Here is a 22094-nt window from a genome sequence, read left to right as displayed (position 1 = left end):
ATGGCCGCGCGCGAGGCCTCGGGCGAGGCCGCGCCGCCCACCATGGCCTGCATTTCGGGCGGAAAATACACCGTCACGTTGCGGTGGGCGAAGTCGATGTTGTTCTCCAGGAAGGCCTCCTGCACCCGGCGGTAGAGTTCCTTCTGCACCAGGAACTGATGCCCCGGGATGGTCCGGAACTTGATGCGCAGGATCATGGCCGAGTCCTCCATCTTGCGCACGCCCATGGACTTGATGTCGCTTAACATCCCGGGCCGCAGCTCCTCGTTGCCCATGATCTCCTTGTTGATGCGCTTGATGATCTTTCGGATCTTGTCGATGTCGGCGTCGTATTTGACCCGGAAATCCAGCTTGGACACGATGTAGTCGCGGCTGAAGTTCTGGATGATCTTGAGCCCGCCGTAGGGGATGGTGAAGACCATGCCGCGCGGATGCCGCAGCTTCATGGAGCGAAGCGAAATCTGCTCCACCGTGCCCTTGGCCGTTCCGGCCTCCACGTAGTCCCCCACCCGGAAGGCGTCGTCGATCAGGAAAAAGACGCCGGAGATGATGTCCTTGACCAGGGTCTGGGCCCCGAAGCCGATGGCCAGGCCGACCACCCCGGCCCCGGCGACAAGCGGGGCAATGTCCACCCCAAGCGACGACAGGACCACCAGGGTTCCCATGACCACGATGACGCACAGGAGGAACTTGCGCAGGAGCATGAGCAACGTGGCGCTGCGCGAGCCGCCCGCGCCGCCGCCCTCCTCCAATTCTTCGCCGCCAAGCGACATCTCCTCGCGAAGTTTGCGGTCGATCCGGATGCGGATGATCTCCCACATGACCAGCCCGGCCACGACCACCAGCAGGATGCTGGCCACGTTTCGGGCCAACAGCCAGCCCAGGGGAACCTCCACGCCCCACAGCCGGAGCATGACGAAGGCCGGAAACACGATCAACGCCGCACGCACGGTCTTTTTGATCAGCGGGATGTACTGGCTCAGGGTCTTTTTCCCCGGCTCGCCGGATGTGGCGGCCGGGCCGTCCGGCGGGACGGCGGCCGAGGCGTCGCCGGAGGAGATGGGGATGATCTGTTGGTCCTCGCCGGCCGCCATGGCCAGGATGCGGCGGACCCAGAGGTCGAGGCCGATACAGGCCGGGATGAGGAACAGGCTCAGGATCAGACGCAAAATGGGAATTTCGGACACCATGTCCTGGGCGGTCCAATACAGGCCCAAAAGCAGGGCATAGGCCAGGGCCGGGAGATGCCAGTATCTGGCCAGGGCCGTCCGCCACGCGCCCGGGGCGGCGTCCGGAGCCCCGCCGGAGATGGCCTGGGCCACGCGCCGCCGGTTGGCCAGGATCATGGCCGCCAGCAGTCCCCCCGTGAGCGCCCCGGCGCAGGCATGGACCACGCGGGCCAGGGCCGGGGCCAGGGCCGCCTGCTCCAGGATGGCGCTCGCCACGGCGCAGACCAGCCCGCCGTAGGCGATGGCCATGAGCCAGGCGTACAGGGTCCGGGCATGGGCGTCGGCCATGGGCGTGGGCCGCAGGGAGGCGTTGTCCGGCGAGAGAAGACAGAAGGCGAACGCCCGGATCAGAAGAAAATAGGTCACGGCCACGATGACGATGACGGCCATGCCGTGTTCCGGGCCGTGGGAAGGAAAGACGGCCAGGACCAGGAGAAAGCCGACGAGGTAAAACACCGCCGCCGCCAGGCCGCGCACACAGGCATGCAGCAGGAAGGCCCGCAACCGCCAGAACCGGCCGGGGTCGGCCCCCCGGCGGTCGCCCCGAAGCCATGGCCCGGCCAGCCGTTGCGACCAGCGGGCGGCCCACAGACAGACGAGCAGCACCAAGCCCAGTTGCGCCAGGACCATGGCCAGATGCCCGGCGCCCCGGCCGTCCGTGAGGCGGCTTACGATCCCCCCGGCGTCCGACAACTCCGCCCGGGCCGCCTCGAAACGCCCCGCCGCCCGGACGGCGAACCCCCGGATTCCGGATTCAAGGCCATGAAACAGGACGATCAGGGCCACCGGCGCCTGTCCCGGCGGCGTCTCGGCCACGCGGGAGGCCGCAGCCTCGGCGCTCAGTTTTTCCAGCAGCAGCGTCCGGGCCTGGGCATCGGTCATGGCCGCCAGGCGGGCATCCGGGTCTGAAGCCACCGGGGGCGCGGCTGCGGGCGGGCCGTCTTTTTTGGACGCCTTCGCCGCAAAACCGGGCATTGAGGCCCCGGAGGCCGTCTGGCCCAAGGCCAAAAAAAGGGACACGGCGCACACGACAAGGATGGCCGCAGGCGACTGTTTCATGATGTCTCCGATAGGGCCTCTTCCTATGGGGCAGGCGGATTTCCCGCCGGACGCCTGCGGGAACGAAGCGTCGCCCATGGTGTCCGTCGCCATTTTGGCCTTCGCATGGCAAAGCGGGCAATCCGACCCCGCCTTGTTGTTCGCATGACTGGCGCGCCGTCCAGGGGGCGCGACGCTACCCAAGTTCCGGCGTGATGTTCCAGATGTCCCGGCAATAGTCCCGGATGGACCTGTCCGAGGAGAATTTCCCAAGCCGGGCCACGTTGAGGATCGACATCCGGGTGAAGCGGGCCGTGTCCCGGCAGGCCTCCATGACCGACGCCTGGCAGTGCATGTAGGAGGCGAAGTCGGCCAGGACCATGTAGTCGTCCTGGTACAGAAGATTGTCCACGATGGGCCGGAAAATGTCCCGGTCGCCCGAGGAGAAGGCCCCGGAGGCGATCATGTCCAGGGCCTCGGCCAGGACCGGGTCGGTGGCGGCGTAGGCCCGGGGATCGTACCCGTTGCGTTTGACCTCGATCACCTCCGGGGCGGTCAGCCCGAACAGGAAAAAATTCTCCTCGCCCACGCACTGGCGCATCTCCACGTTGGCCCCGTCGAGGGTGCCCATGGTCACGGCCCCGTTGATGCCGAACTTCATGTTGCCGGTCCCCGAGGCCTCTTTCCCAGCCAGGGAGATCTGCTGCGAAATGTCGGCCGCCGGGTAGACCACCTGCCCCACCCGCACGTTGAAATTGGGGATGTAGGCCACGGTGAGCCGCCCCGCCACGTCCGGGTCGCCGTTTATCACCTGGGCCACGTTGTGGATGAGCTTGATGATCCGCTTGGCCATGAAGTAGCCCGGCGCGGCCTTGCCCCCGAAGAGCACCGCCAGGGGCGAAAACTCCGCTCCGGGGTCGCGTTTTATGGCGCCATACAGGGCGATCACCCGCAGGATGTTCAGGTGCTGGCGCTTGTATTCGTGAAAGCGTTTGACCTGGACGTCGAAGATGGCGTCGGGGTTCAGGGCCACGCCCAGGCGCTCCAGGGCCAGCCCCGCCAACACGGCCTTGTTCTCGCGCTTGATCCCCCGCCACTGGGCCTGGAACCCGGGATCGTCGGCAAAGGCCTCAAGCCTGCCGATCTCCTCCTCGAACCGGTTGATCCAGGCCGGGCCGATGCGCGAGGTGATGCAGGCCGCCAGCCTCGGATTGCACAGGGCCAGGAAGCGCCTGGGGGTCACGCCATTGGTCACGTTGCAAAACTTCTGCGGCGTGAGGGCGGCGAAATCCTGCATGACGTGCGTTTTGAGCAACTCCGTATGCAGCGCGGCCACGCCGTTGACGGCATGGCTGCCCACCACGGCCAGATGGGCCATGCGCACGCTGCGCGGCGAGGCCTCGTCGATAAGCGACAGCCGGGCCGCCAGGCCCTCGTCGCCGGGATACGCGGCGCGCACCTCCTCCAGGAAGCGGCGGTTGATCTCGTAGATGATCTCCAGGTGCCGGGGCAGGAGGCCGCCGAAAAGCTCCACGGGCCATCTCTCCAGGGCCTCGGGCAAAAGCGTGTGGTTGGTGTAGGAGAAGCACTTCGTGGTGACGGCCCAGGCCCTCTCCCACTCCATGCCGTGTCCGTCCACCAGAAGGCGCATGAGTTCGGCCACGGCCACGGCCGGATGGGTGTCGTTGAGCTGGATGGCGAAGGTCGTATGGAAGGTGTCCAGGGGCTTGCCCAGCATCTGCTGCACGCGCAGCATGTCTTTGAGCGATGCGGACACGAAAAAATACTGCTGTCCAAGGCGCAGCACCTTGCCCTGGTAGGGCTCGTCGTTGGGATATAAAACCTTGGAGATGGTCTCGGAGAGGATCTTCTCCTCCACGGCCTTGCCGTAATCGCCGGAGGTGAACGAACCGAAGTCGAACGCATCCACCGCCTCGGCGCTCCACAGCCGAAGCACGTTGCAAAACGTCCCGCCGTAGCCGATGACGGGAATGTCGTGGGGCACGGCCAGAATCCGTTTTTCCGGGTTCCAGCGTACCCGAAGCCGCCCCCCGGCGTCGAGGAAGGTCTCGGTGCTCCCTCCCAGCCCCACCTCCTCGGCGAATTCGTGCTGCACGATCTCCCAGGGGAACCCCTTGCGCAGCCATTTGTCCGCCATCTCCATCTGCCAGCCGTCCCGGATGGTCTGGGTGAACATGCCGAACTCGTAATGGATGCCGTAGCCGATGGCCGGGACGCCCAGGGTGGCCATGGAGTCCATGTAGCAGGCCGCCAGCCGCCCCAGGCCGCCGTTGCCCAGGCCCGGCTCGTGCTCGCCGAAAACGATGGCGTCCAGATCCTGCCCAAGCATGGCCAGGGCCTCGCGCAGGGGCGCGGCGACGCCCAGGGCCAGGATGTTGGACCCAAGCTGCGGGCCGATGAGGAATTCGGCCGACAGGTAGGCCACGGCCCGAAGGTCGAGCGCCTCGGTGATCCTCTCGATGCCTGCGTTCCAGGCCTTGAGCATGCGGTCGCGCACGCTGTAGGCCACGGCGCTGTACCAGTCGTCGGGGCTGGCCGTGACCGGGGTGTTGCCGCTGACGTAGTACAGGTTGTCGAGGACGGCCTGCCGCAGACCGGGCGCCGTGCAATCCGTCCGGACATCGAGGCAGGACTTCTTTCCGGGGCCTTTGGGCATGGCTGTCTCCTTCTACCAGGGCGAAAGCGTAAAGGGGCTGGAGTCTTTGACCGCCTCGCCCGGGCGCCGGTTGGCGATCTGCACGAACTGCCCGGCCCATTCGTCGATGATGACGCGGGCCTCGCCGTACCAGGTCAGGGCGTTGAGGTTGATGGGCGCGACCTTGCCCTGCTCGCGGTCGGCAGCCATGGCCAGCACTTGCCTATCCTTGCTGTTGATGATCTTGGCCTCGAAGGCCACGGTGCATTTGGATTCCGACCCCTTGGCCGCGGCCTGAACAGCGACTCCGGACCCATAGGGCGCGACAAGCGAGAGGGCCTCCATGACCACATGGCTGGGCACGAGTTCGGTCATGGCCAGCTCCAGGGTCAGGGAATCGGGCGTGGGGGCGTCCACGATCCTGAAGCGATTGTTCGCATCGGCCGCAAAGGCCTTCCGGAAGGCGTCGCGCATATAGGCGGCGACCTCGGCCACGTCCTTTTGCATGTCGGCGCTGCGGACGGACTGCTGCCACCAGGTCGAATTCATCAGATAGGACGTATTGACCTTGGCGATGTACAACGTCGTGTATTTTTTCCATTCCGCTCCGGATTTGACCCAGACCTTCTGGAACGGCAGATCCTCGCGGTTGGCCATCTGATCCATGGGGACGAATCCTGCGCCGGCCGACGGTTTGGCCTTCATGGACTTGCAGCCCGCCCCTGCGCAGAGGGTCAAGGCCAGCAAGACGAAAAACAGACGCCGCCACGATATGGTCATGCCGTTCTCCACAGTGTCCCCGCTCGGGACTGTCGTTGGTGTTCATTTGTATTTTTTACACTTCCGTCAACCATGCATCACGGCTTCTTCCCACCCTTGCCGCCCAGGCGGTCGGAGAATCCCTGGATGGTCGTGTACAGCACCGGCACGATCACCAGCCCCAACACCGTGGCCACGATCATGCCGCCCATGACCGCCGTGCCCATGGTGCTTCGGGCCGCGCCGCCCGCCCCGGTGGCCATGGCCAGGGGCGCCACGCCCAGGATGAAGGCGAACGAGGTCATGAGGATGGGCCGCAGCCGCTGGGTCGAGGCCTCCACGGCGGCGTCGGCCAGGCCAAGCCCCTGCGCCCGGCGCATTTTGGCGAACTCCACGATCAGGATGGCGTTTTTGGCGGCAAGGCCGATGAGCACCACCAAGCCGATCTGGGCGTAGACGTTGTTGTCGAAGCCGCGCAGCATCTGAAATCCCATGGCCCCGAGCACGGCGCAGGGGATGGACAGGATGACCGCAAAGGGGATGGACCAGGATTCGTACTGGGCCGACAGCACCAAGAAGACCAGCACCAGGGCCAGCCCGAAGACCACCGCCGACTGGGCCCCGGCCTTTTTTTCCTGGAAGGCGATGCCCGTCCATTCGTAGCCGAAGCCCTGGGGCAGCTTTCCGGCCGCGTCTTCAAGGGCCGCCATCAATTGCCCCGAGCTTTGCCCCGGGGCCGTGGCCGCGCTGAACTCCACCGTGCGGTACAGGTTGTAGCGCCGGATGTATTCCGGCCCCTTGATCTCCGAGACCGAGCCCAGGGTGGACAGGGGCAGCATGTCGCCGTGCGCGTTTCGCACGAAAAACCGGCCGATGTCCTCGGGCTTGGCCCTAAAACGCGGCTCGGCCTGGAGCATCACCCGGTAGGTACGGCCGAATTTATTGAAATCGTTGACGTACAGGCCGCCCAGGTAGGTCTGCATGGACTCGAAGACCGACTCCAGGGGCACACCCTGGGTTTTGACCTTGGCCCGGTCCACGTCGAAGAAAAGCTGGGGCACATTGATGCTGAAGTCCGTGAAAAGCCCGCCCACGGCGGCATCCTGCATGGCCGTCTCCCGGAAGCCGCGCGCTGCGGCGTCGAGCCCGGCCAGATCGCCGCCGCCCCGGCTCTGCAACTCGAAGGTATAGCCGCCGGTGGTGCCCATGCCCGGGATGGTGGGGGCGTCGATGACGTTGATGCGGGCCTCGGGGATGGCGGCGAACTCCCGTTGCAGCCGGTCCATGATGGCCGACACCGACAGGTCCGGCGTGTTGCGCTCCTCCCAGGGGGTCAGGATGGGGATGATCATGGTGGTGTAGGAGGAATAGCCGCCGATGAGCACGTTAAATCCCCCCAGGGTGAGCACGTCCGCGATCCCCGGGGTGTTCATGAGCACGGCCTCGGCCTTGGCCGTGGCCGCGTCGTTGCGCCCCAGGGAGGCGGCCTCGGGCAGGGAGATGTTGACGAAGAAATAGCCCATGTCCTCGTCCGGCACAAATCCCGTGGGCAGAACCTTGAGGATGCCCGCCGTGCCTGCGTAGACCGCCCCAAGCACGGCCAGGGTCAAAAAGGCCAGCCGGATGGCCCGGCGCACGATGCCGCCGTAGCCCCGGGTGACCACGTCGAAGGCCTTGTTGAACCCCCGGAAGAACCAGCCCAGGGGGCCGCCCGTGCCCGTGCCCGCCGGACGCAGCATGAGCGCGCACAAGGCCGGGGAGAGCGTCAGGGCGTTTATGGCCGAAAGGGCCACGGAGATGGCCACGGTCAGGGCGAACTGCTGGTACAGCCGCCCCGTGGTGCCGCCCATGAACGAGGCGGGCAGAAACACGGACATGAGCACCAGCGAAATGGCCGCCACCGGCCCGGCCACCTCGGCCATGGCCGCCTTGGCCGCCTCCTTGGGGGAGAGTCCGCCGTGGTCGATCTTGTGCTGCACGGCCTCCACCACCACGATGGCGTCATCCACCACGATGCCGATGGCCAAAACCAGGGCGAACAGCGTGGTGGTGTTGATGGAGAACCCGAAGATGTTGAAAAAGGCGAAGGTGCCCACCAGCGACACGGGCACGGCGATCATGGGGATGACCGTGGCTCGCCAGTTCTGCAAAAAGACGAAGACCACCACCAAAACCAACGCGATGGCCTCGAACAGGGTGTGGATGACCTCTTCGATGGAGGCCGTGACGAACTTCGTGGTGTCGTAGGGGATGCGGTATTCCATGCCCGTGGGGAAAATCGCCGCCACCTCGGCCATGGTGGCCCGCACCTGCTTCACCAGTTCGATGGCGTTGGCCCCGGGCAACTGGTAGATGATGATGGTGGAGGTGGGCTGGCCGTTTAAGCGGGTGAAGGCCTTGTAGCTCTGGGCCCCAAGCTCCACCCGGCCCACGTCTTTGATGCGAACGATGTTGCCGCCCTCCTGCGCGCGCAGGATGATGTCGGCGAATTCGGCCGGGTCGGTCAGGCGGCCCTTGACCTGGACGGTCATCTGGAAGGGCGTGTTTTCCGGGGTGGGCGGCTGCCCGAGCTGTCCGGCCGGGGCCTGGATGTTCTGCTCCCGCAGGGCGGCGGCCACATCCGAGGCCGTCAGCCCAAGGTTGGCCAGCTTGTCCGGGTCGAGCCAGACGCGCATGCCGTAGGTCAGATCCGCCACCAAAAAAACGTTGCCCACGCCGGGGATGCGGGCCAGGGCGTCCACGATGTTGATGCGGGCGTAGTTCTCCAAAAACAGCGAATCGCGGCTGCCGTCGGGAGACAGGAGATTGACGGCCACCACCATGTCCGGGGTCTGCTTTTTCACGGTGATGCCCGAACGGCGCACGTCGTCGGGGAGCTTGGGCTGGGCCAGCTGCACCCGGTTTTGCACGTCCACGGTGGCCAGTTCCAGGTTGCGGCTGATGTCGAAGGAGATGTTGAGGGTCATGAGCCCGTCGTTGGAGCTGACGGAGTTCATGTAGATCATGTCCTGGGCCCCGTTGACCTCCTGCTCGATGGGCGCGGCCACGGTCTCCTCCACCACGGCGGCCCCGGCCCCGGTGTAGTTGGCCTGGACCTGGACCATGGGCGGCGACATGCGGTCGGGATACTGGGCCACGGGCAGGGTGAAGATGGAGATGGCCCCGATAAGGGTGATGATGATGGACAAGACCGAGGCGAAGATGGGGCGTTCGATGAAGAAATTGACCATGGGATGCCGTCGCCTTCAGGAAGAGAGGTTACGGCCCGGGGCGCTGCGGCCGGAGGAACGGGAGAACGCCCCGCCCCTGCTTTCAGGCGCCATCGGACCAGGAAAACAGCCGGGCTAAACGTCCCGCCCCTGCCCGGTCACCGGATTCGTGGCCGAAAGACGGTCGGCTCAGTTTCCGGCAGGCTTGGCGGCGGCGGGCTGCCCGGCGGCCTGGGTCTCGGATTGGGCCGCGACCTTGATTCCGGGACGGATCTTCTGCACGCCGTCGACGATAACCGCGTCGGTCGGCGCAAGTCCCTTCAAGACCGCCACCATATCCTCCACCACGGGGCCCAGGGTGACGCTTTTGGCCTCGACGGTCCCGTCCGGGCCGACCACGTATAGGGTCTTGACCCCCTGGACATCCACGACCGCCCGCCGGGGCACGCACAAAACGCCCGCCAGGGTGTCCACCAGGGCCCGCACCTTGGCGAACTGGCCGGGCTTGAGAATGCCGTCGGGGTTGGGAAAGCTGGCCCGTACGGGCAGGGTGCCGGTTTTGGAGTCCACGGCCCGGTCGGCCATCTCCGCCTCGCCGGTGTGGGGATAGATCGAATCGTCGGCCAGAATCAGGGTCAGTTCGGCCTTTCCGGAGGATTTTCCCTGTTTTTGGGCCTCCACCATGTCCTTGACCAGGAGCAGGTATTCGCGCTCGCTGATGTTGAAGTCCACGTAGATGGGATCGGTGGAGGAGATTTCCGCCAACAGGGTGTTTTCGCCCTTGCCCACCAGGGTGCCGGGCTTGACCAGGGATTTGCCGATGCGCCCGGAGATGGGGGCCACGACCTTGGTGTAGCTTAAGTCGCGCCGGGCGGTCTCAAGCTCGGCCTTGGCCCGATCCGCCTGGGCGGCCATATCCTTCTGGCTGGTGACCTTGGTGTCGTATTCGTCGCGGCTGATGGCCTGCTGCTTGAAAAGGGCCTCGAACCGGGACAGGTCCGTGGCGGCCTTGGCCAAAAGGGCCTGCTGGCGGTCCAGATCGGCCTGGGCGCGTCTCATGGCCTCGTCGTACTGCCGGGACTCGATCTCGAAAAGGACGTCCCCGGCCTTGACCAGGGAGCCTTCCTCGAAAAGGCGCGTCTTGAGGAACCCTTCCACCCGGGCCCGTATCTCCACGGTCTCCTTGGCGTCGGTGCGGCCCACGAACTCGCCGAACACCGGCACGTCGCGGCTCACCGGGGCCATGGCCCTGATCGGCACGGCCGGGGGGGCCTTCTCGGGCGCGGCGGCCTTTTTCGCATCTTCATCGCCCCCGCAGGACCACAACATCAGAAGTATCGAGAACAGGAAAACCAGGGTCGGAGAAACGGATCTGAAACGCGGCGACATCATGCGGGCTCCTTTTGGAGGATACTCGGGCATCGTTTTTTTCCTTATCCATGCAAAACGAAAATTTGACGCGAAAAATACGCGCAAAGGACATGCACCCTACTGAAATAATACCAGAGCCCTATGGAAAGGCAATGAAAATTCCACTCGCCTCCGCCACCCCGCCCCTCACTTGCCGACGGCCGCCCGGGAGGCGCAAGGCGGAACGCCCGGCAGGCCCTCCCTGATCCGGGCCGAAAAATCGTCTGCATCCCCGGCCGAGGCGGCCTTGCCGTTCACATGGCTTGCGGCCCGAAGGGCCTCGAAGGGCAGGGCGTCGTCCAGGGCCCCCATCTCGTAGGCGTAGCGGGGCGCATAGCCTGAGAGCAGGATCTTCCAATTGTACCGGGCCTTGCCGCCGAAGGCCCGCAGGTGCCGCACCACGTTCGTGGTGCAGTTCGTCGTCAGCGTGTTGTAGAACTCGGGCGTCTCGTGCAGCCGGTTTATCTCCTTGACGTATTCCATGAAAAGCAGGCGGGCGTTTTCCGGCGTCATGCGCGTCCTATAGATGTACACGTCTTCCGGAGGGTTGCGGTAACCGGTGCGCAGGCGGATCAGATCCCGTTCGTCGGCGACCACATAGGTCAGTTCGTACTGCTTGAAAAAGCCCTTGACCGACGAATAGGCTTCGCCAACCTCCTTGCGCGTTTCGATGGACAGGCACAGATAGTCCCTCCCCCCGAAGCCGAAGCTCACCATCACATGGGCGATGGCGTCGCCCATCCAGTAGACCGCGATCAGGTCCACGGAATCAAGCGTCTTGAGGTCGAACGCCTTGTCGTAGTAGCCCGGTTTGTAGTCGGTTTCGGTCGTGTAGGCGAAATGGCGGATGTCATGCACCGTGACCAGGTCGCCTTGCACCTGGGCGAAGGGAAGCACGGCCACGTCGCGCTGCCAGTCGCGGACGCCGGAGGCGGGGATGGCGGCCCACCACAGGGAAAAACCCGCCAGCGCGGCCGCAAAGACGGCATAGGCCACGGCTCGCCGCCGGATGCCCGCAAAAATCAGGACCGCCGCCAGGACGATGCCCGCCGCCAGGGCCGTTCTCCCGGTCTGGCCGGGGATGTCCGACCAGTAGGCGGCCAGGCTGGCCCAGACGGTCGCCAGGGCCGCCACGGCGGCGGCCGCGAGGCGCGAAAGCGCCCGCAGCGCCTTCATGGGCGCCCCGTCCCGGCCTTTTCGCCTGTACGGGGGGCCTCCCCGAGGTGCTCCAACAGGATGCGCCGCACCTCGCGGATGGCCAGGGGATGCTCCTGGGCGTTGTGGCCGGAATACACCACAAGCTCCGACGCGGCCCCGTCCAGGTGGGAGCTCGCATAGGGAACGACGCCGTCCGTGCCGCCGGGCTTGGCCTCGCGGTCGTTGCCGATGATGGAGTGGTAGGGAACCTGGATTTGGGCCTCCACCAAATACGCGAGGGCGGGGTTTTTCGGAGACAGGGAATCGATCCCCGTGGGCAGGGAATCCAGGTTGTGCATGGCCTGCGAGGCATGGGACGAACGTTTTTTCGCCAAATGGGCGAAGGCGCCCGCCGTCGATTTGACGAGCGTGGCGGGCAGGGTCACCAGGGCCCGGCCGATGCGGCCGATGGCGCCCAGGGCCATCCCGGCCCCACGGTGCGGCGTGGCGATGAACACCACCCGCGAAACGGCAGGCTGCGGCTCGAAGAAAAACAGCCTGGACAAAAACGCCCTCTCGTCCGGCGTGATGTCCATGTCCTTGATGTCGACATCGGAGAACATGTCCCACAGGTGCGTGCCGCTGGACTGCGCCATGGTCTTTGTCAAAAGCCCCCCCATGCTGTGCGACACAATGACCATCTTGTTGAACTGGGCATCCTTGCCCTCGGGGTCGAAGGTCATCCGCACCTGGGTGATGGAATCGCGCAGGGTCGCCGCCGAATACAGCACGGGATTGCCCGTCGGGTACTTGAAAAACCAGAACTGGTAGCGGCGGCGCAGGACCGGATCGCCCATGAGGCCGTTGAGCATGCTCAGCCAGGTGCGGGGGGAGGACATGAGCCCGTGCACGAAAATCACCGGAATCTTGTCCGGCTGGTAGGGCTGCAACATGTACAGGCCCTGCTGCGGGGCCGTAGCCTCGGGGTCCGTCAGGCCGGTTATTCCCTGCGGCGAGGGGGCGTTGGCGACCATGTAGGCCAGGGGCGTGGTGAGGTCGATCTCCAGGGGCATGGATACGTCGCCCAGCCGGATGGAGTCGGTCTCCATGGGATCGTAGAGCTCGAAATCGGCCGTGAAGGCGTTGCCGCTCACCCGTTCCGGATTGATGCGCAAAAACGCGGTGGCCGCGTAGGTCTGCTCGATGGTCGGAAGGTACTTGTCCTCGGGCCGGGCCGTGTCCCGCTCCTGCTGCTTCCGGATGAGGGCCACGGGAACCCCGAGCCCCGGATTCACATTGTACGTCTCAAGCCCCCCCACCTCGTATTCGTAGGCCAGCTTGAACCCGGCGAACTCCTCGGGGTTCCAGGACAACTCGGAAAACCTCCGGTCGAGTTCGATATGCCCGACCAGGAGCCTGAGCTTGCGGCCCTGTTCATACCGCAGGCCGGTTTCCCGGGCATACAGAAGATATCTCGCCAGGGAGCTGTTGTAGAATTGCGCGGCCAGGCGCGAATACGGGTGGTACAGGTTGCCTCGCGGGTTGTCTTTGAGGCTCAGGAGGTACAGGTAGGCGTACAGGGCGCACGACAGACGCCTGACGGCGGCGTCTTCCGGGACGGCTTTGCTCCGTTCGGCCTCCAGGTGGCAGATCTCCATAAGCGCAAAAAGCGTATCCCCAGAGGGGTCGTCACGGTATTGCGCGTCGAGCATGATGATGAGCCCGAGGGGGTCGCTTTTCCAATAGTCTTCCAGATCCCGCTGTTTGAGGAAGGCGAGGGTGCGTTCGCTGGGCCTGCTGGAAGAAAGCGCACTGCGATCAAACGACTCCACCCTCTTGCCGGGGTCCACCCGTTTGACCGTGACGCCAGCGCACCCGGCGGCCAGGGCGGCGACAAGCACGACGGCAAGAACGGCTCCCACATGCCGGGACATGGCGTTTTTGCGGATGCACCGTATAAGCCAAACGCAAACCGATTGCATACCCATGTTCCCCCGCTTTCGCTCCTTCGCATTGCCAGGCCCTTAACAGATCAACATTCCCCGGAAAATGGGTTTACATCGCGTGGCCGCCCAGTATCCTTGCCGCCTGCAGTTCCTGCAGGAGCTCGTCTTCGGTGAAGGGTTTCTTGATAAAGCATTTCGCCCGGTTTTTATACAGGGAAATGTTGATGTTATCCAAATCAGTATGGGCCGAGACCATGACCAGGTTGAATCGCTGCTTCTCGGAGATATGGCTCTTTTCTTCGGCGTCGTGGAACAGCTCCACGATGTCATGCCCTTTGAATCCCGGCATCTCGATGTCCATGAACACCGTATGGAACGGCGCCTGCCGAAGATGCTGGGTGAAGAGCTTCAAGGCCTCTGTGGTGCTGGTGGCGGAAAAGCACCGGGCATACCGGGCCAGGTAGAACGTCAGGATCTGGCACATGGCCAGATCGTCGTCGACAATCAGGAACTTCATGGCCCCTCCTTTCTCGATGACTCCGGCTTCCTCGAATATCGGCCTCATCCTGGCCGATATTCGATTTTCAGCAGCCCCCGGGCCTCACAGAGCTTTTCCAGGGAAGTCCGCATGCCCGCCATATTCTCTTCCCGCGCCGCCCTTTCCAGGGCGTGGCTCAAGGTCGACAGGCCGGACATGCCGTAGGTGGCGGCCGTTCCCTTAATCGTATGCCCGATGCGGCGCAGGCCGTCCCAGTCTTTCGCCCCAAACCTGGACCGGGCCTCGTCCAACTGCCTGTCCACAGATTGAAAGAACACGGGCAGCAGTGGTTTGAGCGCCTCGGGAATGTGTTCGACAAGCCCCGGCCCCGCGTCGGCCGGGGGGGCGGGCGACGTTTCGCTTTGCGCGTCGGACAGGGCCGTGGCGGCCTTAAGCCCGAGCACCGCGAAAAGGTCGCGCTTCGTCAGCGGCTTGACCAAAAAACCGTCACACCCGGCCGCCAGGCATCTGGCCCGGAATTCGGGCAGGGCGTGGGCCGTCAAGGCCAGGATGCGCGTCGGCGGACGGCCCGTTTCGCGCTCCAGGGCCCGGATCGCCCGGGTGGCCTCAAGGCCGCCCATCCCGGGCATTTCGATATCCATGAACACCACATCGAAGCGCTGCGCCCGGCACTGGGCCACGGCCTCCTCCCCCGTGGCGGCGAAGGCCAGCGTCACGGGGGCGTCCTGCAGATACAGCCGCATCACTTCCTGGTTTGCGGCCACATCCTCAGCCGCCAGAACCCGCAAGGGCGTTTGGCGAGTCGGCGGCCTCGGGAGGTCGGCCGGGTTGGCAGCGGCAGGCGGCGGGCAGCAGGGCAGGGGCAGCTCGACAAAAAAGGTCGTCCCACGGCCCGGCTCACTCTCAAGCCAGATTTTTCCGGCCATGGCCTGCGCCAGCCTTTGCGAAATGGCCAGCCCGAGCCCCGAGCCGCCGTGCCGGGTGTGGACCGTGGGATCGGCCTGGGTGAATTTGTCGAAAATCGCCTGCTGCCTGTCCTTGGCGATGCCCTCCCCCGTGTCCGTGACGCAAAACAGCAGCCGCTGCACGTCGTGGACATCGGCCGATACGCTGACGCACACGTCTCCGGAGGGGGTGAATTTGACCGCGTTGGAGGCCAGGTTCACAAGAATCTGCTTGATCTTGGTGACGTCTCCCAGCCGCCAGAGGCCCGCCCCGGGGTCCAGGCGCACCTCGAAGCCCAGGCCTTTTTTCTCCGCCGCCGGGCGGACGATGGCGGTCACATCGCGCAGCATGTCCCCAAGCGTAAACGGCTCCGGATCGATGTCCAGTTTTCCCGACTCGATCTTGGAGAAATCCAGGATGTCGCTGATAAGTTCCAGCAGTTGCCCGCCGGAGACGGCCAGGTTGGAGACGTACCGCTTTTGGCGGGGGGCCAGGTCCGTTTCCTCAAGCAGCTCGGTCATGCCCAGGACGGTGTTTAAGGGCGTGCGAATCTCGTGGCTCATGTTCGCCAGAAAATCCGACTTGGCCCGGTTGGCCTCCTCCGCCTGCTCCTTGGCCGCAAGCAGCATGTTTTGGGCCTCGACGCGATCCGTCACGTCGTTGATCATCCCTTCAAGATAGGCCGTGCCGCCGTCCGCCGCCGCCACCCCCGCGCCGTGATCCTCCATCCAGCGCCACTGCCCGTCCTTGCGCCGGATGCGATATTCCAGCCGATAAGGCGTGTTGGAGGCCACCGCCTGGTCGGTCTGTTTGCGCACGCCCGCCAGGTCGTCGGGATGCACAAGATCCAAAAAACAAACAAAGCCTTCCAGGAAATCCTCCGTGGAATATCCCGTCAGGCATGCCGCATAGTCATTGAGATACAGGATGGAGAACCGTTCGTCGTTTTTCACGAGGTAGACGATGCCGGGCATGCTCTCGGCCAGGGCCCGAAACTTCTCCTCGCTGCTGCGCAGGGAGTCGGTGGCCTCCTCCCGCTGGCGTATCTCCAGGGTGAGCAGCTCGTTGGCGCGCAGCAGATTGGCCGTTCGCTCCGACACCCGGGCCTCCAGCGTGAGCGTGGCGTTTTCCAGGGCCCGGATGTGCATGGCCCGCTCCCGGCCGAGCCGGTCCAACTCCTCCAGATGGCTTTCCAGCCGCCCCAAAAGCCCCCGGAAGGCCTCGCTCAATCGACCGACCTCGTCGGCCCGACCTTCCGAGAGCATGGCCAGGGCCTCACGGCCGCGCTGGTCGAGCACGAATTCCCGCTCGGGCAGTCCCGTGACCAGCTCCATGAGCTCGACAACGGGCTTGGTGAAGCGCCGCAGAAAGTACAGCAGGGTGGCGATGCCCAACAAGGCCGCCACCAGGACGATCTCCAGGAGCTCCCGGATAAGGCCCGTGGCGGCAGCCGCCAGAGCCTCCCCCCTGAGGCTATAGCAGATATACCAATCAAAGGGCTTGAAATATTCGACGAAAACGATCTCCTGGCCTGGCGGCTCCTGGCTTCCCGGGACCGGCCATGGAAAGAAGAACGGGACGCCGGGGGTTTGTGCGGCCGTCTTCAGGTGGGGCATGAGGCCTGTGGCCAGGGAATGCTCCAACGGCCCCCGGGGACTCGCGGGATGCATGAGGAGTTCCCCGTCGCCGCGCACCAGGAACAAAGAACCCGATCCCGGGAGACCGACCTCCTGCATGGTCCGGCTCACGTCCCTGAGAATGGCCTCGCGCTTGGAGGCCACGATGTCCTCCAGGCTGTCGATGGGTTCGGTCCTGGCGATGACCCATCCCCAGGCCGGGAAGGCGGAGGAGATGGCCAGTTGCTTGCGCAGGGGGCCGCCTGGGGAGGTCGGCCAGGAAATGACCGCATAATTCTCCTGGGCGTTGTCCAGGCGCTCGATCATGTCGGCGAAGGCATCCCCGCCGCGAATGTTGCGAAATCCCGTCAACGGCTTGCCGATCATGGCCCGGTCGGCCTGGGACAAACTGACCGCGTCCTTGTCGAACACGATGACATCCCGCTGCGGCGTCCTGTGATCGTCTATCCACGCCAAGGCCTGGCGCTTCGCCTGTTCTTCGGGGATCTTCCCCTCCTGGGACATTCGCGACAGGACGCCGAGGTGGGCCAGGACCGTGGCGTTCTCCTGTTGCAGGAGTTCCCGACGCTTGACGATGAACTCCACCTCGAAATCCACAAGCTGGTTATATTGGTTCTGAACATTCTGGGCGACCAGGCGCAGGATGTTGACGGCCGAGTTTTTTTGCGCCGCATAACTGGTCTCGGCGATGCGCCTCCAGGATGTGGCGGCGATCCCCGCCGCCATGACGGCGATGGTGGCGATGATCACAAAAATGATTTTCGCTGAAAAGGTATGGAACATGGTTTGGGATGTGCCTTTGACCGTCTATTTTCCAGCCGAATCCGGCTGTTCTGGATAATCCTCAATGACGCTCAACGTTTCCTGGGCGTCGCTTATGATGTCCACGGGAAGATGGAATCCGATGCGTTTGGCGACCGCGATGTTGACCCGCACGTCCTGGGGGTCGAGCAGGATTTGGCTGATGTCCCGTGGCCGCTCGCCCCTCAGAATACGAGCCATGGTCTCGGCGTAGAAATCCCCGGCATACCGGAAATCCGGCTGGGCCATGCTCATCATGGCCCCGGCGTTGACCTCGTAGAGGGTTCCCATGGCGAAGGTGGGGATGTTGCGGGCGAAAAGCGGCTCCAGAAGCCTGCCGATGCTTTTCATGTTCAGGCCGCGATGAATGGTCAGGTACACGGCGTCCACCTTGGCGGCCAGCTCCTCATGGCAGGCCAGGACGGCCCCTTCGGCCGCCTCAAGGGTCACGCCGGAAAACGGCGCCTCGCAGGTCACCAACTCGAACCCGAGTTCCCGGGACAGGGGCTCGATCTGGTCCATGCCCGCATAACTGATCCCTTCCCGGGAATGCTCATAGACCACGCCCAGCCTCTTAAACCCCACGATCCTTTGGAACAGCCGGACCTGCCGGGCGTACCGGGTGGGATCGACCCGGGCATGCACATGGTCGTGGCCGGAATCCTCGGCGCTGGCGACAATCCCCGAAAACAGGGCGTTTGACGTGGAGCAGACCACAACGGGGATATCGTGTTCGTCCGTGGCCAGATCCTGACCGGCCCAGGTTCCCAGGGCCAGGACCAGATCCAGGTCGCGCCGGGTCGTGGCCCGGCTTATGAAATCGGCCCGCCGGGCCTGGCGCAGGTCGTCTTTCCACTGCGCCGTCCAGAAGGCGTCGGCCACGAACTCCAGATAGTCGCTGTCCGCCTGAGCCAGGCAGGTCCAGACCGACGCGGAGTCCCTGGCCGTGGCCAGGCATTCCCCGATGGACGGCTTGATCCATCCCAGAGCCGCCAAACGCTCCGCCAGGGCCTTGGTGACCGGGGCATAGTCGTTGTATTCGCCACCCTGATAAAACCCGATGCGCCATTTTTCCCCGCCGTTTTCATGCACGGGCTGATATTTCTGCTCTGCGGCGGCGAACTGGGGCAGCGCCAGACACAACATAAGGAGAGAGACGGCGGGTGAAATCCTGCACAATTTCATATCGGTTTCTCCATACGTTCCGCCGGACCCGCAAAATTCACCCAGCGTCGTCACGCTCGATGCGCCTGATACGCCAATAAGACAACAAGGCATAGCTTACGGAGAAATAATGACGCAGAAGAGAAAACCAGACTCAACTCTGGGTGATGTTTTCCCTGGCGATATGGCTCCGCGCCGCCCGCGCTTCGCATGAAAACAACACGCATCTTGCCAACATAGCGAATACCGGGGTATGATTCAAAACAAGTCTCTCGTGTCGGCATTTCCAGGCGCGGCAAACCCATTTTTCCGAAAAGCCCATGCCCATGCCGCCATATGCCGCCGAATGCCCGCACGCGATACGCCGTGCAGAATCATCCGGCATCACCCCTTCCTGCTTCAACTTTTTCGGGTGGCCATTGTTTGCAGATGCCTAACCTGTAAACGGATACGGCTTCAACGCCGGAGGCGACCATGCAAAAGGCCTCGTCAACGTCCCACGCCGGAAGGCTGATCCTGGTCCTGGCCTTGGTCCTGGCCGTCCTTGTCGCCGTCACCCGGCCCGGGCCGGGTCTGGCCGCCGGAAACGGCGGCCCCACCGCCTTAGCCCCCACGGTCCTTTTGGCCCGGGTGGACGTCACAGGCGCCATTGGCGACATCCCCCTGCCGATCCATTCCGAGCTGGTGGACGGGAAAGGCCTCTCCTACGCCCTGGTCATCGCCACCCCCGGGCAACTCCAGGGATCAGGGATCGCCTACACGGCCCTTGACGAGGCCCCACCCCACACCCGATATCTCCTGGGCGCCGAGCGTCGGCCCGGCGCGCGCCAGACGGCCCGGGACACCGTGCCGGTCCTGTACGACGACGGCCGCCGGATCATCGTCCGCGACGCGCCTGGACGCACCGCAGCCCTGGTCCGCATGGGCCTGTCCCCCCGGCTGCTCCGGCAGATCCCCATCGACTATGCGATCTCCAAGGCCAGGAGAGAAACCGCCCGAACGGCCTTTTCCACACATCCCCAGGTCCAAGCCATGCTCGACAAGGTCACCCAAAAGGCGTTTTCCGACGCCATTTCCGGCCTCAGCGGCGAGACGGCGATCACGGTTGAGGGGGAGCCCTACACCCTCACCACCAGGCACACCTCCTCCGGCATCCCCATCACGAAGGCCACCCTCTACATTTACGAGCGACTACAGGCCCTCGGCCTCACGGTCTCCTTCCAGGAATGGACCAGCGGCGAGTACTCAGGGCGCAACGTGATCGGAGAATTGCCGGGACAGTCCAGTTCTTCGGGGGTCGTCCTCATGGTGGCCCACCTGGACAGCATCAACGACACAACCGACAATCCGGCCGATCCGGCCCCGGGAGCGGATGACGACGCCAGCGGCTGCGCGGCCCTTCTGGTTGCGGCCGGGATCATGAAAGACAACCGCTTTGAAAACGACATCCGTTTCGTCTTCACTACCGGTGAGGAAAACGGCATTCTTGGCAGCGCCGCGTATGCGAAAAAGCTTAAAGACGACGAAGAAGAGCTCGTGGGCGTTTTGAATCTGGATATGATCTCCTACAGCACCCAGCAAAACCCCGTACAAAACCTGCACACGCGCGCCGCGACAAATCCGACAGGATATCAGGAAGATATGGTTATCGCCAATGTATTCGTCAACGTTATCAACGGGTATGGTCTTTCTGACAGTCTCATTCCGGTCATACTTTCCGAGAATAACGACGAGGGGGATCACTATAGTTTCTGGGAAAACCAGTTTCCGGCGATCATGGCCATTGAGGACGACAACAACTTCAACCCGAACTACCACTGCAATCTGAATTTGGACCGTCTGCAATATTTGAATCTCGGCTACGGCACGGCCCACGTCAAGGCGTCCCTGGGCGCCGTGGCCCACCTGGCCATCCCCCTGTCCGGGCCGCCCGCGATCACCGGCCCGTCCCTGCTCCTCCTCGGGACCGGGGAGGAATGAGGGACAGGCCGTTTAAAGACACGACCCTAGGCCGCCTGGCGCTTGACCGAGGCCACGAGCGTGGGCACGTCGAGGATCAGCGACATGGACCCGTCGCCGTTGATGGTGGCCCCGGAGATGCCCTCCACGCTGCCGATGTAGTTGCCCAGGCTTTTGATCACCGTCTGCTGTTGTCCCACCACCTCGTCCACGGCCAGCCCGGCCCGTTCCCCTTCGTGACGGGTGACCACCACCTGCTCGATGGCCGGGGCGTCGCCCGGCAGCCCGAACACCTCCCGCAGCCGGATGTAGGGCACAAGCTCCCCGCGCAGGTGGATGGTCCGGTTGCGTCCCGACAGGCTTGCCGTCTGCCGCGACAGCTCCACGCATTCCTCCACCATGGACAGGGGGATGATGTAATGCTCCCCGCCGGATCTGACCTGCAATCCGTCGATGATGGCCAGGGTCAACGGCAGCTTGATGATGATGCGGCTTCCCGCTCCCGGTTCGCTCTGGATGTCGATCTTGCCGCGCAGGGAATCGATGCCCCGCTTGACCACGTCCATGCCCACGCCTCGACCGGAGACATTGGTCACCTTCTCGGCCGTGGAGAAGCCGGGAAGAAAGATCAGATTGAAAATCTCGGCGTCGGTCATCCGGGCATCGGCGGCGACCAGCCCCTTTTCCACGGCCTTGGCCCGGATCTTCTCCGGATTCATGCCCCGGCCATCGTCGATGATGCGGATGAGCACCTCCCCGCCCGCATGTTCGGCGGACAGGGTGATCGTCCCCACGGCCGGCTTGCCGCACTCCATGCGTTCCCGGGGCAGCTCGATGCCGTGGTCGATGCTGTTGCGCAACAGATGCACCAGGGGATCGCCGAGTTGTTCGATGACCGTCTTGTCCAGTTCCGTCTCGCCGCCCTCGGTGACCAGCTCGATCTGCTTCTGCATGTCCGAAGACAGGTCGCGCACCAGCCGCCGGAAGCGGCTGAAGGTGGTGCCGATGGGCAACATGCGGATGCCCAGGGTGTTGTCCCGCAGCTCGTTGGAGAGCCGCTCGATCTCCTCGGCCACGCCGGTCAGGGCCGGATGGCGGATGTCCCCGGCCAGTTGGCTCAGACGGGCCTGGGCGATAACCAATTCCCCCACCAGGTTGACCAGTTCGTCGAGCTTGACGGCGTCCACCCGCAGGCTGTGCACCGCCTCCTTCAAAGGGGTTTTGCGCGCGACTTTGGCGGCCTCGGGGGCCACGGGGGCCACAGGAATTGAAGCGCCGTTTTCCCGGGAGACGGCGTCGCCCGCCGGGGAGGACGGGGCCGCATCCGATGCGGGCGCGGCCTGTGGCGCGGCAAGGCCGTCCGGGGCCGGTGCGGGCAAGGCCCCAGCATCCCCGGCGGGCGACGCCGCAAGGGCCTGCCAGGCGTCGGAAAGCTCCCATTCCTCGACGGCCGAGATCGTGACCTCGGAGCTGTCGTCGAGAAAAAGAAACACATCCCGCAGGGCGTTCTCGCCCTTGTCCGTCGTCACCAGGACGGTGAACCGCGCCGGACAGGCGGCGGGGTCGAACTCGGAAAGAAGGGGCACCTCGGCCAGATCCGCCTCCACCCGGCACGCCCCCAGTCCCCGCAGTTCGTCCAGGATGGCCAGGACGCCTTCCGTCCGCCGGGGGGCGAAGCGGACGCGAAACGTGGCGGCGGCAGGGG

At 64.5% G+C, this 22094-nt stretch carries 12 protein-coding genes; 1 reads left to right on the top strand and 11 read right to left on the bottom strand.

Features of this window, described 5'->3' with window-relative positions:
* From V3572_RS07395 to V3572_RS07350, 10 genes are all read right to left on the bottom strand, one after another.
* Window positions 1–2288, bottom strand: a 2288-nt coding sequence (locus V3572_RS07395; RefSeq protein WP_332110343.1) for a mechanosensitive ion channel domain-containing protein, incomplete at its 3' end; no start/stop codon positions are given.
* Window positions 2289–2463: 175 nt separating this feature from the next.
* Window positions 2464–4944, bottom strand: a complete 2481-nt coding sequence (locus tag V3572_RS07390) for a glycogen/starch/alpha-glucan phosphorylase (protein WP_332110342.1) — start codon at window positions 4942–4944, stop codon at window positions 2464–2466.
* Window positions 4945–4956: 12 nt separating this feature from the next.
* Entirely contained in the window at window positions 4957–5703 is a 747-nt protein-coding gene (locus V3572_RS07385; RefSeq protein WP_332110341.1) for a DUF3313 domain-containing protein, read from the bottom strand.
* A 77-nt stretch (window positions 5704–5780) separates the two neighbouring features.
* Complete coding sequence (locus tag V3572_RS07380; protein ID WP_332110340.1) at window positions 5781–8912, bottom strand: efflux RND transporter permease subunit; 3132 nt, start codon at window positions 8910–8912, stop codon at window positions 5781–5783.
* Window positions 8913–9080: 168 nt separating this feature from the next.
* Entirely contained in the window at window positions 9081–10283 is a 1203-nt protein-coding gene (locus V3572_RS07375) for an efflux RND transporter periplasmic adaptor subunit (protein ID WP_332110339.1), read from the bottom strand.
* A gap of 165 nt (window positions 10284–10448) precedes the next feature.
* Window positions 10449–11477 (bottom strand): Lnb N-terminal periplasmic domain-containing protein, encoded by a 1029-nt coding sequence (locus tag V3572_RS07370; protein ID WP_332110338.1) that lies wholly within the window; start codon window positions 11475–11477, stop codon window positions 10449–10451.
* Window positions 11474–13420 carry an esterase/lipase family protein gene (locus V3572_RS07365; protein ID WP_332110337.1) on the bottom strand — a complete coding sequence of 649 codons (1947 nt, stop codon included), beginning with the start codon at window positions 13418–13420 and terminating at the stop codon, window positions 11474–11476. Before V3572_RS07365 ends, V3572_RS07370 begins: the two co-directional genes overlap by 4 nt.
* 73 nt (window positions 13421–13493) lie before the next feature.
* Window positions 13494–13901, bottom strand: coding sequence for a response regulator (locus V3572_RS07360; RefSeq protein ID WP_332110336.1), 408 nt, complete (start codon window positions 13899–13901; stop codon window positions 13494–13496).
* A 44-nt stretch (window positions 13902–13945) separates the two neighbouring features.
* Entirely contained in the window at window positions 13946–17248 is a 3303-nt protein-coding gene (locus V3572_RS07355) for an ATP-binding protein (protein ID WP_332110335.1), read from the bottom strand.
* A gap of 24 nt (window positions 17249–17272) precedes the next feature.
* Entirely contained in the window at window positions 17273–18451 is a 1179-nt protein-coding gene (locus V3572_RS07350; RefSeq protein WP_332110334.1) for an ABC transporter substrate-binding protein, read from the bottom strand.
* A gap of 453 nt (window positions 18452–18904) precedes the next feature.
* Between V3572_RS07350 and V3572_RS07345 the strand changes: the two genes are divergently transcribed.
* A complete protein-coding gene (locus V3572_RS07345) occupies window positions 18905–20410 on the top strand; it encodes a M28 family metallopeptidase (protein ID WP_332110333.1) in 1506 nt (501 codons plus the stop codon).
* A gap of 26 nt (window positions 20411–20436) precedes the next feature.
* Here V3572_RS07345 and V3572_RS07340 read toward each other — a convergent pair.
* The coding region (locus V3572_RS07340; protein WP_332110332.1) for a chemotaxis protein CheA at window positions 20437–22094 on the bottom strand (1658 nt) is incomplete at its 5' end.

This window comes from Desulfolutivibrio sp. (genome assembly GCF_036584575.1).
Lineage (GTDB): Bacteria > Desulfobacterota > Desulfovibrionia > Desulfovibrionales > Desulfovibrionaceae > Desulfolutivibrio.
Note: the sequence above shows the minus strand (reverse complement) of the source record. Positions and strands in the feature narration are given on the sequence as shown.

Coding starts and splice junctions, on each gene's coding strand:
- V3572_RS07390 (WP_332110342.1), bottom strand. CDS start 4,944: ATGCCCAAAGGCCCCGGAAAGAAGTCCTGCCTCGATGTCCGGACGGAT.
- V3572_RS07385 (WP_332110341.1), bottom strand. CDS start 5,703: ATGACCATATCGTGGCGGCGTCTGTTTTTCGTCTTGCTGGCCTTGACC.
- V3572_RS07380 (WP_332110340.1), bottom strand. CDS start 8,912: ATGGTCAATTTCTTCATCGAACGCCCCATCTTCGCCTCGGTCTTGTCC.
- V3572_RS07375 (WP_332110339.1), bottom strand. CDS start 10,283: ATGATGTCGCCGCGTTTCAGATCCGTTTCTCCGACCCTGGTTTTCCTG.
- V3572_RS07370 (WP_332110338.1), bottom strand. CDS start 11,477: ATGAAGGCGCTGCGGGCGCTTTCGCGCCTCGCGGCCGCCGCCGTGGCG.
- V3572_RS07365 (WP_332110337.1), bottom strand. CDS start 13,420: ATGCAATCGGTTTGCGTTTGGCTTATACGGTGCATCCGCAAAAACGCC.
- V3572_RS07360 (WP_332110336.1), bottom strand. CDS start 13,901: ATGAAGTTCCTGATTGTCGACGACGATCTGGCCATGTGCCAGATCCTG.
- V3572_RS07355 (WP_332110335.1), bottom strand. CDS start 17,248: ATGTTCCATACCTTTTCAGCGAAAATCATTTTTGTGATCATCGCCACC.
- V3572_RS07350 (WP_332110334.1), bottom strand. CDS start 18,451: ATGAAATTGTGCAGGATTTCACCCGCCGTCTCTCTCCTTATGTTGTGT.
- V3572_RS07345 (WP_332110333.1), top strand. CDS start 18,905: ATGCAAAAGGCCTCGTCAACGTCCCACGCCGGAAGGCTGATCCTGGTC.